The following is a 15861-nucleotide window of genomic DNA, read 5'->3' on the forward strand; positions in this document are numbered from 1 at the left end:
CCAACTTTTCTGGAAAATGTTTTGGAACAGGAGGAGGGGCAACGCGTATCGTCATGGCTATGATCCGTTTCGTTCAGATTAGAACAAAACAAGAACATTTCAAGCGGAGTCTTCGATCACGCTCCATCCGACCGCAAAAGAGCGCGGCATGGTAAAGGGACTCTTCCATGACGGGATGGCAGAGTCCCCGATTTCAAAGATCGTGCGAAACGCGCCTCAATGTGACGGCAGGGAACCAGCCTGGCCTTCCTTGTCGTGCACGGCGAAGCGTTCCACCAGGGTGGCGCTGGCCTCGTTGAGGCCGACGACCTCGACCTCGCGCCCCTGGCGGCGCGCTTTGAGGACGATGCGGTCGAGCGCGCCGACCGCCGAGATGTCCCAGAAATGCGCCGCGCCGACGTCGATGACGATGCGCTCGATGGGCTCCTGCACGTCGACGGCATCGCTGAAGGTACCCGCCGATGCGAAGAAGATCTGCCCTTCGACCCGATAGACGCGCTCCTTGCCGTCGGCCGAGAGGCTCGAACGCACGCGGCTGAGGCGCGAGACCTTGCCGGCGAAGAACACGCCCGACAGGAGCACGCCCACCAGCACGCCCTTGGCGAGGTCGGCCGTCGCCACCACGGTGCCGACGGTTGCCAGCATCACCACGGAGGAGGGCACGGGATTGCTGCGCAATTGCAGGAGCGAGCGCCAGGAGAAGGTGTTGACCGAGACCATGATCATCACCGCCGTCAAGGCGGCGACCGGCACGATGGCGAGCAGGTCCTGCAGCGCCACCAGCAGGACCAGGAGGAAGCCGCCGGCGACCAGCGAGGACAGACGGCCGCGGGCGCCGGAGGAGACGTTGATCACCGATTGGCCGATCATGGCGCAGCCGCCCATGCCGCCGAACACGGCTGAGGCCATGTTGGCGATGCCCTGGCCGGCGCATTCGCGGTTCTTGTTGCTCGGCGTATCCGTCATGTCGTCGACGATCTGCGCGGTGAGCAGGGATTCAAGCAGGCCCACGGCCGCCAGAGTGAGCGCCACCGGCGTCAGGATCCTGAGCGTCTCCAGCGTCAGCGGCACCTCAGGCAAGCCGAAGCTCGGCAGCGTGGAGGGAAGCTCGCCCAGATGGGCCACCGTGCGCACGTCCAGTCCGAGACCCCAGGCGATGGCGGTGAGCACGGCGATCGCGACCAGGGGTGCGGGAATGGCCCTGGTGACATAGGGAAACAGATAGATGATGGCGAGGCCGAGGGCGATCAGGCCGTAGGTCGCCACCGGCACATGTACGAGCTCGGGCAGTTGGGCCAGGAAGATCAGGATCGCCAGGGCGTTGACGAAGCCCGTCATCACCGACTGGGAGACGAAGCGCATCAGCCGGCCGAGCTTGAGAAAGCCGGCGATGATCTGGAAGACGCCCATCAGGATGGTCGCCGCAAACAGATATTGCACGCCGTGGTCGCGCACTAGGCCCGTCATCAGCACGGCCGTGGAGGCCGTTGCCGCCGAGATCATGGCGGGGCGTCCGCCGGTGAAGGCGATCACGCAGGCGATCACCACGGAGGCATAAAGGCCGACCTTGGGGTCGACGCCCGCGATCACCGAAAAGCCGATGGCTTCGGGGATCAGGGCGAGGGCGACGACGATGCCGGAAAGCACGTCGCCGCGTGGATTGGAAAACCATTCCCGGGAATAGGCAGACAATTTGTTCATGAGAAAATTCGCAAGGGACATGCGGCCATACCCGGTGAAACGGGTTGGATGATGCTGTCGCGCCATTTGCGTTATCCGGCGGATCGGCGGCCGGAAGAGCCACCCGGAATTTCACCGGGTCCTTCTGAATAAGGCTCTTCTATCGGCAAGGCACGGGCTGAGGCAAGGCGAAAGGCAGCGCTGGCTACATTTTGTTGCGGCCGGCAGCAAACCTAGGGCGGTCGCGCTCTCAGCGCTCCTCCTTGCGGAAGGGTTTCAGCAGGGCTGATGGTGCCATGGCATTGCGCGACATCATCGCCATGGCGACGATGGTGAGCAGGAAGGGCAGCATCAGGAAGATCTGGTAGGGGATATGTCCCAGGCCCACCGCCTGCAGGCGCAGTTGCAGCGCGTCGACGCAGGCAAACAGCAAGGCGGCGCCAGTGGCGCGCAGGGGATCCCAGCGACCGAACACCACCAGGGCGATGCAGATCCAGCCGCGTCCCGAGATCACGCCGAAGGTGAAGGCGTTGAACTGGGCCATGGTGAGGAAGGCGCCGCCGAGGCCCATCAGGGCACCGCCGAGGATGACGGCTTCGAAGCGGCGGGCGATCACGCTGATGCCGGCGGAATCGGCGGCGCGCGGGTTTTCCCCCACCATGCGCAGGCCGAGGCCCCAGGGCGTGCGATAGATCAAAAAAGCGGTGAGGGCGACGCCGATCAGCGCCAGATAGACCAGGGCGTATTGCTGGAACAGGATCGGCCCAAGGATCGGAATCTCGGCAAGGCCGGGGATCGGCACCGGCTGGAAGGCCGCGATGGTCGGCGGCGAGGCCTGCTGGCCGAACACCAGGCGATAGAAGAAATAGGCAAGGCCCGAGGCGAACAAGGTGATGCCGATGCCCGAGACATGCTGGCTGAGGCCGAGCGCCACCGTCAGTACGGCGTGCAGCGCACCGAGCAGGGCGCCGGTTGCGATGGCGGCGAGGACGCCGAGCCAGGGGCTGCCGGTAAAATAGGCGGCGGTAAAGCCGGTCATGGCCGAGAGCAGCATGATGCCTTCGATACCGAGATTGAGCACGCCCGCGCGCTCGGAGATCAGTTCGCCGAGCGTGGCGAAGATCAGGGGGGTGGCGATGCGCAAGGTCGCCGCGAAGAAGCCGACCTGGAAGATCTGTTCGAGGATCAGGTTCATGCCATAACCCCCGAGCGTCGCAGGCGATAGGAGGTGAACAGGAGTGCGACCAGCATGGTCAGGAGGGAGGTGCCCTGGATGACGTCGGCCAGGAAGACCGGCACGCCGGTGGCGCGCGACATCGCCTCGGCGCCGGTCATCGCCGCCGCGAAGAACAGGGCCGCCGGCACCACGCCGAGCGGATTGAGGCGGGCCAGCATGGCGATGACGATGCCGCTATAGCCATAGCCCGGCGACAGGTCTCCCATTACCTGGAAATGCACGCCGCCGACCTCGCCGACACCGGCCAGGCCCGCCAGTCCGCCGGAAAGCAAAGCGGTGGCGACCAGGATGGCATTGACCTTGATGCCGCCATAGGCGGCCGCCTCGGCATTCTCGCCGGTGACGCGGATGGCAAAGCCCAGGGTGGTACGCGTGATCAGGAACCAGATGGCCGGCGCCGCGACGAGGGCAGCCAGCACGCCCAGATGCAGCCGCGTGCCCTCGAAGAAGATCGGGAAATTGGCGCTGTCCTCGATCGGCGGCGAGATCGGATAGCCGCTGAGCGAATCCTTCCAGGGTCCTTCGATCAGGGCGAGCACGCCAAGCAGGATTACCGAATTGAGGAGAAGCGAGGAGACAACGTCGTCGACCTTGAGCTTCACCCTGAGCAAAGCTGGCACCAGCGCAGCGATGCCTCCGGCTGCCGCACCCGCCAGCGCCATGGCGATGTAGGCAAGGGCGCTTGGCATCGCAAAGCTGCCGACGAAGCAGCTCGCCACCGCTCCGGCCATCAACTGGCCCTCGGCGCCGATGTTCCAGAACTTGGCGCGGAAGGCGACGGCGACGGCGAGGCCGGTGAAGATCATCGGCGCGGCCTTCACCAGCGTTTCGGTGAGGGCGTAGAAATCACCGAAGGCACCTTTCAGCATCAGGCCATAGGCCTCGAAGACATTGGCGCCGGCCAGGACGATCAGGCCGCTGCAGAGGACGAGCGTGACCAGCACCGCCAGGATGGGCAGGGCGATATTGAACCAGACAGGGGTGGATTGGCGGGGTTCCAGCCTCAACATCAGTGCCTCAACATCAGTTCTTGGCTCCTGTCATCAACAGGCCGAGTTTCTCGATCGTCGCTTCGGCGGCCGGCAGGATACCGGCCACGCGCCCCTCATAGAGCACGGCGATGCGGTCGGAGAGGGTAAGCAATTCCTCTAGGTCCTCGCTGATCACGATCAGGCCGCGGCGGCGGGCGCGCAGGTCGAGAAACCGCTCATGCACGAAGCGAGCGGCGCCGACGTCGAGGCCGCGGGTTGGCTGGGCGACAATCAACGCCTTGGGATCGAAGGCGAGTTCGCGCGCCAGCAGGGCCTTCTGCATGTTGCCGCCGGACAGCGAACCGGCTCTCGCCATGGGCCCGGGGCAGCGTATGTCGAAGGCCCGGATCTGTCCCTCGGCGAAGGCCTGAATGGCGCCGGGCTTGAGGAGGCCGCGCGCCGAGAAGGCGGAAGTGCCGATGCGGGGCAACACCATCGAATCGGCCAGGGGCAGGGCCGTGACCATGCCCTGGGTCATGCGATCCTCGGGGATGCGGCCGAGCCCCATCTCCTGTACGCGGCGCGGGCCATAGGGCACGACTTCGGCGCCCGCGATCTTCAGCGTCCCAGCCGAGGGAGCGAGCATGCCGGCGACCACATCCGCCAGGGCCCGCTGGCCATTGCCGGTCACGCCCGCGATGCCGAGGATCTCGCCCTCGCGCACGGAAAGGGAAACGCTGGCAAGCCGCATGCCGCCATGCCGGTCGGTCGAGATGTTTTCCAAGGACAGGACCACGGCGCCAGGCTCGGAGATGGGGCGCTGCGGCGGCACGATCTCCTGGCCGCACATCAGCCGCGCCATCTCGGAAGAGGAGGTCTTGGCGGGTTCGTCGATCGAGCCGACGACGCGGCCATGGCGCAGCACCACGCAGCGATCGGTGATGGCGCGTACCTCGGTGAGCTTGTGCGAGATGAAGATGATGCCGAGGCCCTCGCCCGTCATCGCCCTTAGCGCCTTGAACAATCCTTCCGCCTCTTCGGGCGCGAGGACGGCAGTGGGTTCGTCAAGGATAAGGAGTCTCGCGCCGCGAAACAGGGCCTTGATCACCTCCAGGCGCTGCTGCTCGCCGACGGCAAGCGAGGAGACCGGCCTGTCTGGATCGAGGCGGAGATTGAACTTGGCGGCAATCTCGCCGAGGCGGACCAGGGCGCCTGTCCGATCGAGCCGTCCACCCCGCCCTGGCAGACCGACCAGCAGGTTTTCGAGCACACTGAGGCGGGGAGCCAGATGAAAGTGCTGATGCACCATGCCGATGCCGGCGCTGAGCGCATCGGCGGAATTCTGGATGCACCGTGCCTGGCCGTCGATCAGGATCTCGCCTTCGTCCGCCGCATAGGCGCCGAACAGGATGTTCATCAGCGTGGTCTTGCCCGCCCCGTTTTCGCCGAGCAGGCCGACGATCTCGCCCGGGCGCACCAGGAGATCGACGTCCGCATTGGCCTGGACGGTGCCGAAGCGCTTGGAGATGCCGCGCATCTCGACGAGGGGAGGGGAAGGGGGCATGGGTGGAAGGCGCACCTGGTTTCTACCCTCCCCTGGATGTCCGCAACTCTCTTGAGTTGCGCAGGGAGGGTCGGACGAAGTCCGGGGTGGGGTGATGGCTGGCAGTGATTTTCTTCCAAACCATCAATGTCGACACTGTCGTTGAGGGGGCGCCGGCCACCCCACCCCGACGCTGCGCGTCGATCCTCCCTGCGCAACTCAAGAGAGTTGCGGACATCCAGGGGAGGGTAAAGGTAGCTCAGTCCGAGACCGGGGTGTTCTCGTCGACGTCGACGCGGAATGTGCCGGCGAGGATCTCCGCCTTCTTCTTCTCCACCAGATCCTTCACCTCGGCCGGCAGCAGCTTGTCGAATTTGTGATAGGGCGCGAGCGAGGAGCCGCCCTTGGCCATGCGCGAGAAGTCGCCATAGTCCTGGGCGGTGAACACGCCGGCGCGCACCATTTTGATGGCCTGCTGCACGGTGGGATACATGTCCCAGACCGGGCCGGTAATCACGGTGTCCGGTCCCTGGTCTGATTGATCGGACATGTTGGAGATCGCATAGATCTTCTTTTCCTTGGCCGCGTCGATCACGCCGAAGCGCTCGGCATAGATGACGTCGACGCCGCCGTCGATCTGGGCAATGGCGGCTTCCTTGGCCTTGGGCGGATCGAAGAAGGAGCCGATGAAGGTGACTTTCTTCTTCACCTGCGGATTGGCTTCCTTGGCGCCGGCGAAGAAGGCGTTCACCAGGCGGTTGACCTCGGGAATGCCCATGGCGGCCACGGCGCCGACGGTATTGGATTTGCTCATCTTGCCGGCGATCAGGCCCGACAGATAGGCCGGTTCATGGATCCAGTTGTCGAACACGCCAAAATTGGGCTCGGCCGGACCGGCGCCGGAACCGAACAGGAAGGCGGTCTTGGGGAACTGCTTGGCGGTGCGGCGGGACTCGCGCTCGGCGGCGAAGGCATCGCCCATCACCAGCTCATAGCCGCCCTGCGCGTATTCGCGCATGACGCGGCCGAAATCGGCTGCCTGGACCTTCTCGGAGAACTTGTAGTCGATGTCGAGTTCCTTGGCCGCCTTGGTGAGGGCGAGGTGGATCTGCTTGTCCCAGGGTTCCTCGATCGGGGTAGCGAAGATAGCCGCAACCTTGAGCTTCTTGTCGGAGGCGGCGAAAGCCGGCAGCGGCAGGCCCGCCGCGACCAGGCCGGCAGCGCCGAGCCCGATGAAATGGCGGCGCGACAGGCCTGATTCCCCGTGAAGCGGATTGCGATCTTTGCGCGACATGTCATTCCCCTCTCTTGTCGGATGACGTTTGTAACGGTTCGAAATACGGGATGGAACGTCTGGTTTGCCAAGCACTTGTCGGCTCTTGCCAGAGCAATGTGCCCTTTGGCGTGACGTCTGTCCAGATGGTCAAATCCGGTTCGGAGACCGGCGCACCGGGTTCACCCCGCCGCCTTCGGTGCGTAGCTCGCCGGATCGAGGCTGGCGGGACGGTCCGGCAGATCGAGTGCGCTGCGTCGGGCCGGGGTCTGCGCAATCACCTTGCCGCGGCGCACGACGAAGAGGCGGGTCGGACGCATACGCACCGCTTCGATGGTGTCGGCCGCCTGCAGGATGACGAAATCGGCATGGCAGCCCTTGGCGAGGCCATAATCTTCCAGCCCCATCACGGCTGCCGGCACCGACGTCACCGCCTCGAAGGCCCAGCGTATCGCCTCGCGGCTGGTCATCGGCACGGCATGCACCGCCATATGCGCGACATCCAGCATGTCGGCGCCGCCGAGCCCGTACCAGGGATCCATCACGCAATCCTGGCCGAGCGCCACGGGGATGCCGAGCGCCCGCATCTCAGGGATGCGCATCAGGCCGCGACGCTTGGGATAGCTGTCGTGACGGCCCTGCAAAGTGATGTTGATCAGCGGATTGGCGATCGCGAAGATGCCCGCCTCCAGGATCAGCGGCAGCAGCTTGGAGACGTAATAGGAATCCATCGAGTGCATGGAGGTGAGATGCGAGCCTGCGGCCCGCCGGCCCAGGCCGAGGCGCTGGGCCTCCGCCGCCAGCGTCTCGATATGGCGCGAATGGGGATCGTCGCTCTCGTCGCAATGCAAATCGATCATCAGGCCGCGCTTGGCGGCGATAGCGCATAGCGCCTTCACCGAGGCGGCGCCGTCCTCCATCGTACGCTCGAAATGGGGAATGCCGCCGACCACGTCGACGCCCATGTCGAGCGCCCGCTCGAGGTTCCTGGCGGCGGTGGGCGAGCGGTAATAACCGTCCTGCGGGAAGGCGACGAGCTGCAGGTCGAGATAAGGTTTGACCCTGGCCTTGACCTCGAGCAGCGCTTCGACCGCGAGCAGACGGTCGTCGCAGATGTCGACATGGCTGCGCACGGCCAGCAGGCCCTGGCTGACAGCGAGATCGCAATAGCGCAGCGCCCTTTCGATCACGGCCTCATGGGTCAGCATGGGCTTGAGCTCGCCCCACAGGGCGATACCCTCCAGCAGCGTGCCCGACTGGTTGAGCCGCGGCAGGCCCAGCGACAAAGTGGCGTCCATGTGGAAGTGGCAGTCGACGAAAGGCGGCGCCACCAGCTGCCCGCCGGCATCGATACGCTGGGCCGCCTCGCCGATGATTCCAGGCTCGATGGCGGTGATGCGTCCAGCCGAAACCGCGATGTCCTGGCCGGTGCGTCCGTCGGGCAGGGTGGCGTTGGTGACGATGAGGTCGAGCGACATCGGGGCGGTTCCGTTGCAATTCGTTCAGAAGGGAAGGGCGGTTGCCATCATGGGCGGTTTGACGGATTCGGCCAATGGCGCAAGTAGCCTTGCCCTCATCCTGCCGGCCTGAACGGCTTGGCCAGCGAGGCCGGGAAATGCAGGGCCAGCATCTGGCGGTTGCGCGAGATCAGCACCAGCACCACGATGGTGGCGAGATAGGGCAGGGCCGATAGCAGCTCGGAGGGAACCGCTATGCCGAGCGCCTGGCCCTGCAATTGCAGGATGGTCATGCCGCCGAACAGCCAGGCGCCGAGCAGCACGCGGAGCGGCCGCCAGGTGGCGAAGACCACCAGGGCTAGGGAGATCCAGCCCTTGCCTGATGTCATGTTCTCGACCCAGAGCGGGGTATAGGCAACCGAGAGATAGGCACCGGCAAGGCCCGCCATCAACCCGCCGAACAGCACGGCCATGTAGCGGATGCGCACGACCGGATAGCCGATCGCATGCGAGGTCTCCGGCGACTCGCCCATGGTGCGCAGGACCAGGCCCGCCTTCGTCCGATAAAGGAACCAGGTGATCGCCGCGAACAGCACAAAAGCCAGATAGACCAGAGCGTCGAAGCGGAAGAACATCGGCCCGACCACTGGAAGCGCAGAGAGCACGGGGATGTCGAGCGGCTTCAGGGCCTCGATCGGGGCGCTGCCGAAATTGCGGCCGACAAAGGCGGAGACGCCGGAGCCGAAGATGGCGAGCGCCAGGCCGGCGGCATATTGATTGGTGAGGAAGGTGAGGGCGAGCACCCCGAACAGGAGCGAGGCTGCGGCACCGGCCAGCGCGCCGATCAGGATTGCGACGGGCATCGGCAGGCCCGATATCACCGCCCAGAAGGCAAAGGCGGCACCCATCAGCATCATGCCCTCGATGCCCAGATTGAGGACGCCGGATTTCTCCACCACCAATTCGCCGAGTGCGGCATAGATCAATGGCGTGGCGGCAATGATGGTGCCGGTGAAGATCGCGATGAACAGATCCATCAGGCATGCTCCCGCACGAGGCTGAACCGGTAGAAGATGAAGAAGTCGGCGGCCAGCAGGAAGAACAGCAGGATGCCCTGGAAGATGCGGGTGAGGGACGAGGTCAGGCCCAGGGTAAGCTGCACGCTTTCGCCGCCGAGGAAGAGAAGCGACATCAACAGGCCACCGAAGACGATGCCGAAGGCGTTGAGCCGGCCGATGAAGGCGACGATGATCGCCGCGAAACCGTAGCCCGGCGAGATCTGCGGAGACAATTGTCCGAGCGGCCCGGAAAGCTCGGCCATGCCTGAAATACCCGCGGCCGCGCCTCCGGCGAGCAGGCCCGTCCACACCGCAGCGGATTCGCGGAAGCCGGCATAGCGGGCGGCCAGGGGCGCCGCGCCGCTCACCGACATCTTGTAACCGAGAAAGCTGCGGTCGGTGAACAGCCACATCGCGATCACGCCGATCACGGTGAGGATGATCGAGGTGTTGAGGCGATAGGCATCGTCGAAGACGGGAAACATAGCGGCGGGAGGCAGCAGCGCCGTCTGCGGATAGTTGAAGCCGGCAGGATCGCGCCAGGGACCATGCACCAGCCAGGACAGCAGCAGGCCGGCGATATAGGTGAGCATCAACGTGACCAGGATCTCGTTGGTGTTCATCCGTGCCCTGAGGAAGGCGGGGATTGCGGCCCAGGCCATGCCGGCCAGCGCCCCGGCCATGATCATCAGCGGCAGCAGCAGCCGGCTTTCCGGATCGGGATAGAACAGGCCGACGCCGCAGGCTGCGATCGCTCCCACGATCAGCTGGCCTTCGGCACCGATGTTCCAGACATTGGCGCGGAAACCGACGGCCAGGCCGCAGGCGATCAGGATCAAAGGTGAGGCTTTCAGCAGCCACTCCGACACGCCGTTCAGCGAATTCAGCGGTGCGATGAAGAAGGCCTGCAGGGTCTGGAGCGGATCCTGGCCCAGCGCCGCGAACAGGATGGAGCCGACCAGCAAAGTCAGCATGATCGCGACCAGGGGCGCGGCGAGGCGCACGGCGGCGGATGGTTCGGGTCTTTGTTCAATCTTGAAGCGCAACGGAACCGCTCCCACCATTCTGGCCCCGGCCACCGATCCTGGTCATGAGCAGGCCGACCTCCTCCCGATTGGTCTCGTCCCGGATGAGAGGCGAGGAGACCCGCCCCTGGCAGATCACCAACAGCCGGTCGCAGATCTCGAAGAGTTCGTCGAGTTCCTCGGAGATCACCAGCACGGCGGCACCGGCGCGGCTGAGATCGATCAGCGTCTGGTGGATGAAGGCCGCCGCGCCGACATCGACACCCCAGGTCGGCTGGGAGACCAGGAACAGCTTCGGGGCAAGCGCAATCTCTCGCCCGACGATGAATTTCTGCAGATTGCCGCCCGACAGGCTGCGTGCGCTCGCCCGCGGGCCGTTCGCCTTGACCTTGAATTTGTCGATAATACTGCCGGCGAAGCTGGCCGCCCGCCTGCGGTCGACCAGGCTATGGCGCACCAGGCCCTTGCCATGGGCCGTGAGCACGGCGTTCTCCCAAAGCGAGTGAGGAGGCACGGCACCGCGGCCGAGCCTTTCCTCCGGCACGAAGGCGAAGCCGAGCCGGCGCCTGGCGGCAGCATCGAGCCGGCCGACGGGCTGGTCGCCGAAATGGATGGCCTCAGGGCTTGCGACGGGCCGCTCGCCGCTGAGGGCGGCGATCAGCTCGGCCTGCCCATTGCCCGAGACGCCGGCAAGGCCGACGATCTCGCCGCCATGCACGTCGAAGCCGACATCGTGCAAGGCGACGCTGCCCTTGTCGGCGAGCACCGACAGACCGCGCACCTTGAGGATCGGTTCGGCGCTGAGTGTCGAGGGCGTGACCTTCATCTCGGGCAAGGCTGCGCCGACCATCAGCCGCGCCAGCTCCACCGAGGTGCTCTGCTTGGGCTTGGCGGTGCCGGTCACCCGGCCATTGCGCAGCACGGTGGCGGAGTCGCAGAGCGCCTGCACCTCGTCGAGCTTGTGGCTGATATAGAGGATGCTGCAGCCTTCGGCGGCAAGCTGGCGCAGCGTCTCGAACAATTTCACCACGGCCTGCGGGGTGAGCACCGAGGTGGGTTCGTCCAGGATCAGCAGCTTGGGCGTGCGCAGCAGGCAGCGCACGATCTCGACGCGCTGGCGTTCACCGACGGAGAGGTCGTGCACCCGGCGCCAGGGGTCGATCGGCATGCCGTAGCGTTCCGACAGGGTGATAATCTGCCCGGCCAGGGCATCCAGGCGAAAGGGGCCGGGGGCGCTGAGGGCGATGTTCTCGACGACGGTGACGGACTCGAACAGGGCGAAATGCTGGTAGACCATCTCGATGCCGAGGGCGCGCGAGCTCGCCGGATCATGCGCCTCGATCAGCCTGCCGTCGCAATGGATCTCGCCGGTATCGGCTTGGGCAGCGCCGTAGATGATCTTCATCAGCGTCGATTTGCCGGCGCCGTTCTCGCCGAGCACCGCATGGATTTCCCCAGGCATGATCGAGAGTGAGATGCGGTCATTGGCAACGACGCCGGGATAGCTCTTGGTGATATCGCGCAGTTCGAGACGCGGGGTCATGGCCGATCCTGCATTGGCTGGACGTGATGGATGGGCACGGCAAGGCATCACCGGAGAGCGGGCCCTCCGGTGAGGATCTTGCCGCCGGAGCCTCAGCCGAGCTTGCCGATCATGCCCTTGACGAACCAGTTCATGCCGCGAATGTCGGCGTCGGCGGCCACCGCACCGGCCGCGACCTTGATAGTGCCGGCCTGGTCCTTGAGCTCGCCTGCATAGGGGTGGATCTTGCCAGCGCCGATATCGGCCTCGAGCTGCTTGAGCTTGGCGACCACGTCGCTGGGGATGGCTTCGTTATAGGGCGCCATCTTGACCACGCCGCCAGCCAGGCCATCCCAGCGGGCCTCGGGCTTCCAAGTGCCGGCAGCCACGCCCTTGGCGGCGCGCACATAATCGCTCGACCAGTCCAGCGTGAAGGAGGTGAGCTGCTTGCCCGCGCCGAACTTGGCCATGTCGCTGGCGTAACCGATCGACCAGGCGCCACCCTCGCCGGCAACTTGCACGCCCGTGGCGGTATCGGTCATTGAGCAGATGACGTCGCATCCTTGCGACAAGAGGGTCTTGGCCGCTTCCTTTTCCTTGCCGGGATCGAACCAGGAATTGAGGAAGATGGCGTTGCAGGTAATCTCGGGCTTCACGCTCTGGGCGCCGAGCAGCAGGGCGTTGGCCGGGCCGACGATGTCGGGGATCGGGAAGCCGCCGATGAAGCCGATCTTGCCGGATTTGGTCATATGCCCGGCAGCGGCGCCGGCGACATAGGTGCCTTCGTAATATTTGGCTTCGAAGGTGCCGAGATTGGCGAGATGCACGATGCCCGAGCAATGCTCGAAGGCGATCTTGGGGAAGCGCGGCGCCACCTTCTGCAGCGGGGTGCCGTGTGAGAAGCTGGTGCCGAAGATCAGCTTGTTTCCCGAGGAGGCGAGCTCGCGGAACACGCGCTCGGCATCCTGCGGCATGAAGATGTTGTCGATGACGGTGATCGCGACCTTGTCGCCCAATTCCTTCTTGATCGCCTCGACGCCGAGGCTGTGCTGCTTGGTCCAGCCGATATCGGCGATGGGCGAAACATAGACGACGCCGATCTTGAGTTGCTCCTCGGCGTAAGCGCGGCTTGCAAAGCTGCCGGTGCCCAAAGCAGCGCCGGCCATGCCGGAGTATTGCAGGAATTTTCGCCTGGTCAGGTCGATCATGGTGGCAGTCCCTCTGTTGGCTCGGTGATTGCCCGGCTTGTTGCCGAGTCTGTATGGAAGTGTCTATTTCGAAGTGTGGCTGTGACGATGTTTTGCCGCCTCACCATTGCTCTTTCTGGCGAGTTGCGGCCTGGCTTGCGAAGCTTCGCCGGCTTTGTGCTCGAGATAGGGCGCCAGCGCTTCGCGCGGCGACAACTCGGGAAAGACCTGCCGATCCATGATATAGCCGCGCACCACGCTGCGATGATGGGTGTCGATCAGTTCCATCGCCTGTTTGAGGCGACCCTTTTCGAGCAGGTCGATCACCCGCGAATGGTCGTCGATCAGGTTGCAATAGTCGAAATCGGCGGTGACCAGCGAACGCAGCAGCGTGGTACGGCGGACCAGCTGCGCGTGAATATCCTGCATCACCTTGTTGCGGCTCAGGCGGACGAAGATCGTGTGGAACTCCTGGCCGAGGACATCCGCCAGGGCATCATTGCCAGCCGCGATGGCCTGCCTCTGGCGTTCGACATGCTGGCGCAATTCGGCCCAGCCGGCCGGCCCCAGCCGATCGCTGAGCTGGGCCGCCACGCCCTGTTCCACCAGCGTCAGCGCGTCATAGATTTCCAGCGCTTCCTGCATGCCGGGGCGGGCGACGAAGGCACCGCGATTGCGCTCGATCTGCGCGAGGCCGTCATCGGCGAGCCGGATCAGGGCCTGGCGCACCACGATGCGGCTGACATCGAAGATCTCGGCGAGGTCACGCTCTCCGAGCTTGCAGCCGGGCACCAGCCGGTGCTCGATGATGGCCCGGGTCAGGATGTCGGCTATCGCCTGCGAGCGGCTGCTCATGCCCATTACCTCCCGCGCCGGCAACGCGCCATATGCGAACTGCCTCCGTTATATCGGTATTCAATCCTCTCTCTGTGTCAATCAAGAATCCTTCTTTGTTGTGCAATTTTTAATTGATTGATATCCAATCCTGTGGTTCCAATGAGCCGTAACAGAGCTAGGTTCATGGGGAAGAGCTAGCCAAGGGAGGGTGCGATGAACACAGCAACCCTTTGTCGCGACCGGTTCCTTCTGAACGACTGGCACGTGATCGCCGACCTGACCAACCTGGCACCCGACAAGCCCTTCCAAACCCGCCTGCTGGGCGTGGCGTTGAATATCCGCTCCGGAGACGGCGCCTGCTGGCGAGTGATCCGCCAGCACGATGGTGAACCGGTCGCCTCGACCTGCCGATACGGTTTTCTATGGGCATGCCTGGGCGTGCCCGAGCGTGACATCCCGCTTGTGCCGGAAGCCGAGGAGGAGGATCGCTATCTGGTGACCGGCGGCTCGATCGCCGTCCGCGCCTCTGGACTGCGGGCGGTGGAGAATTTTCTGGATCTGGGCCATCTCCCCTTCGTGCATTCGGGTACCCTGGGAGAGGAACCCCATACGGAGGTGGCGCCCTACAATGTACGGGTGACCGAGGCCGATGAGATCCTGGCGACCGAATGCAAGTTCTTCCAGCCCTTCGCCTCGCCTTCCGCGCAGGGTGGCTTCCTGGTCGAGTATGTCTACAAGGTGATCAGGCCCTATACAGTGGCACTCTACAAGAGCAATTCCGTGCACAAGCATCGCTCGGACGTGATCGTGTTGTTCGTCCAGCCGGTGGATGAGGAGAATTGCATTGCACACCCCCTGCTTTGCTATGTGAAGGACGGGACTGGTGAGGCCGCCATCCGTGGTTTCATGCAATTGATCTTCGCCCAGGACAAGCCGATCCTGGAAAACCAGGTGCCGAAACGGCTGCCGCTCGATCCGCGTGCCGAAACCCCGATCCGCGCCGACGCCGTCTCCATCCACTACCGGCGCTGGCTGAGGGACCATTCGGTCTCCTATGGCGCCATTCCGGCGCGGCCGTGATGCCTTGTGCCGCCGCGATATGAGAGGAACAGCAATGACCGAGACACGATGCAAGGATCTGGTGACGCTCAATCTGTGGCACCCGCTCGCAGCGGTTGTCGAGACACCTGCCGGCAGGGTCGCTGAGACCGTGCTTCTCGAGGAGAGGCTCGGCTATGCCGTCGACGAGCGGGGCGATGCCGCCGTCTGGCGCGCGCGGCCCACACTAAAGCTCGGCGACGCCATCGATATCGGATCGCTGGAAGGCACACTGCCGGTCAAGGTCGCCTATGGCTATGTCTGGACCTCGCTCGGCACCCCGCCCGCCGATCTCTTCCCCATCCCGGAATTCGCCGAGCCGGATCGCCGTCGGCTCAATGCCGCGACCGTCGGCGTCAATGTCTCGGCGCCGCGCGCGATCGAGAACTTCCTCGACATGGGCCATTTTCCCTATGTCCACACCGACATCCTCGGTGCGGAGCCGCATACGGAAGTGAAGGAATACGACGTCGAGATCTCGGTGGATCGCGACGAGATCCTGGCAACGCGCTGCCGCTTCTTTCAGCCGATGGCATCAACCGTTTCGACCGGCGGCGCCGATGTCGACTATGTCTATCGCGTGCCCCATCCCTTCTGCTCGGTGCTCTACAAATCGAGCCCGGCCGACGAGAATCGGCGCGACGTGATCGCCGTCTTCCTGCAGCCGATCGACCAGGAGCATGTCCGCGCGCACATGATGCTGTGTGTCCTTGACGAGGAGAACGAGGACAAGGTGATCAAGCGTTTCCAGCAGACCATCTTCGGGCAGGACAAGCCGATCCTGGAAAACCAGTTCCCCAAGCGCCTGCCGCTCGATCCCAGGGCTGAAACGCCGATCCGCGCCGACAAGTCGGCAATCGCCTATCGCCGCTGGCTCAGCCAGAAGGGCGTGACCTATGGCGTCATCCCGGCCGCGACCTGACGACAAGAGCAAAGCGCGTTCAGGCGTGAACGCTTATTTGCTCTAGCTTTT

General features: G+C 64.5%; 13 protein-coding genes and 1 other annotated feature. Of the genes, 2 read left to right on the forward strand and 11 right to left on the reverse strand.

Going from position 1 to position 15861, the window contains the following annotated elements; all coding sequences use genetic code 11:
• Window positions 1-216: 216 nt before the first annotated feature.
• The 11 genes from ACZYTC_RS04295 to ACZYTC_RS04345 all read right to left on the reverse strand — a co-directional run bounded on the left by ACZYTC_RS04295 (window position 217) and on the right by ACZYTC_RS04345 (window position 13808).
• The gene (locus ACZYTC_RS04295) at window positions 217-1701 is read right to left on the reverse strand and encodes a SulP family inorganic anion transporter (protein WP_434957239.1); all 1485 of its coding nucleotides are present in this window, start codon (window positions 1699-1701) and stop codon (window positions 217-219) included.
• 69 nt (window positions 1702-1770) lie between these two features.
• Window positions 1771-1826: a sequence feature (sul1 is cis-regulatory element that is thought to sense ions involved in sulfur or methionine metabolism; They are found in Alphaproteobacteria), on the reverse strand.
• A 104-nt stretch (window positions 1827-1930) separates the two neighbouring features.
• On the reverse strand, window positions 1931-2875 hold the full coding sequence (locus tag ACZYTC_RS04300) for an ABC transporter permease (protein ID WP_434957238.1): 945 nt from the start codon (window positions 2873-2875) through the stop codon (window positions 1931-1933).
• Entirely contained in the window at window positions 2872-3927 is a 1056-nt protein-coding gene (locus tag ACZYTC_RS04305) for an ABC transporter permease (RefSeq protein WP_488988986.1), read from the reverse strand. Before ACZYTC_RS04305 ends, ACZYTC_RS04300 begins: the two co-directional genes overlap by 4 nt.
• 13 nt (window positions 3928-3940) lie before the next feature.
• Entirely contained in the window at window positions 3941-5452 is a 1512-nt protein-coding gene (locus tag ACZYTC_RS04310; RefSeq protein ID WP_488988987.1) for an ABC transporter ATP-binding protein, read from the reverse strand.
• Window positions 5453-5690: 238 nt separating this feature from the next.
• The gene (locus tag ACZYTC_RS04315; protein ID WP_434957235.1) at window positions 5691-6725 is read right to left on the reverse strand and encodes a BMP family protein; all 1035 of its coding nucleotides are present in this window, start codon (window positions 6723-6725) and stop codon (window positions 5691-5693) included.
• A gap of 161 nt (window positions 6726-6886) precedes the next feature.
• On the reverse strand, window positions 6887-8182 hold the full coding sequence (locus tag ACZYTC_RS04320; protein WP_488988988.1) for an amidohydrolase family protein: 1296 nt from the start codon (window positions 8180-8182) through the stop codon (window positions 6887-6889).
• A 95-nt stretch (window positions 8183-8277) separates the two neighbouring features.
• Window positions 8278-9198, reverse strand: a complete 921-nt coding sequence (locus ACZYTC_RS04325) for an ABC transporter permease (RefSeq protein ID WP_488988989.1) — start codon at window positions 9196-9198, stop codon at window positions 8278-8280.
• The gene (locus ACZYTC_RS04330; protein ID WP_488988990.1) at window positions 9198-10265 is read right to left on the reverse strand and encodes an ABC transporter permease; all 1068 of its coding nucleotides are present in this window, start codon (window positions 10263-10265) and stop codon (window positions 9198-9200) included. The genes ACZYTC_RS04325 and ACZYTC_RS04330 overlap by 1 nt, the downstream gene beginning before the upstream one ends.
• Window positions 10249-11787: an ABC transporter ATP-binding protein gene (locus tag ACZYTC_RS04335; protein ID WP_488988991.1), complete on the reverse strand. Its 1539-nt coding sequence runs from the start codon at window positions 11785-11787 to the stop codon at window positions 10249-10251. Before ACZYTC_RS04335 ends, ACZYTC_RS04330 begins: the two co-directional genes overlap by 17 nt.
• A 92-nt stretch (window positions 11788-11879) precedes the next feature.
• On the reverse strand, window positions 11880-12974 hold the full coding sequence (locus ACZYTC_RS04340) for a BMP family ABC transporter substrate-binding protein (RefSeq protein WP_488988992.1): 1095 nt from the start codon (window positions 12972-12974) through the stop codon (window positions 11880-11882).
• A gap of 63 nt (window positions 12975-13037) precedes the next feature.
• Complete coding sequence (locus tag ACZYTC_RS04345; RefSeq protein WP_434957229.1) at window positions 13038-13808, reverse strand: GntR family transcriptional regulator; 771 nt, start codon at window positions 13806-13808, stop codon at window positions 13038-13040.
• Window positions 13809-14003: 195 nt separating this feature from the next.
• On the opposite strand from ACZYTC_RS04345, the gene ACZYTC_RS04350 reads away from it, so the two are divergent.
• A complete protein-coding gene (locus tag ACZYTC_RS04350) occupies window positions 14004-14870 on the forward strand; it encodes an aromatic ring-hydroxylating dioxygenase subunit alpha (RefSeq protein WP_488988993.1) in 867 nt (288 codons plus the stop codon).
• Between the two features lie 34 nt (window positions 14871-14904).
• A complete protein-coding gene (locus tag ACZYTC_RS04355; protein ID WP_434957227.1) occupies window positions 14905-15810 on the forward strand; it encodes an aromatic ring-hydroxylating dioxygenase subunit alpha in 906 nt (301 codons plus the stop codon).
• Window positions 15811-15861 lie beyond the last annotated feature (51 nt).

This window comes from Labrys sp. F242 (genome assembly GCF_057813875.1).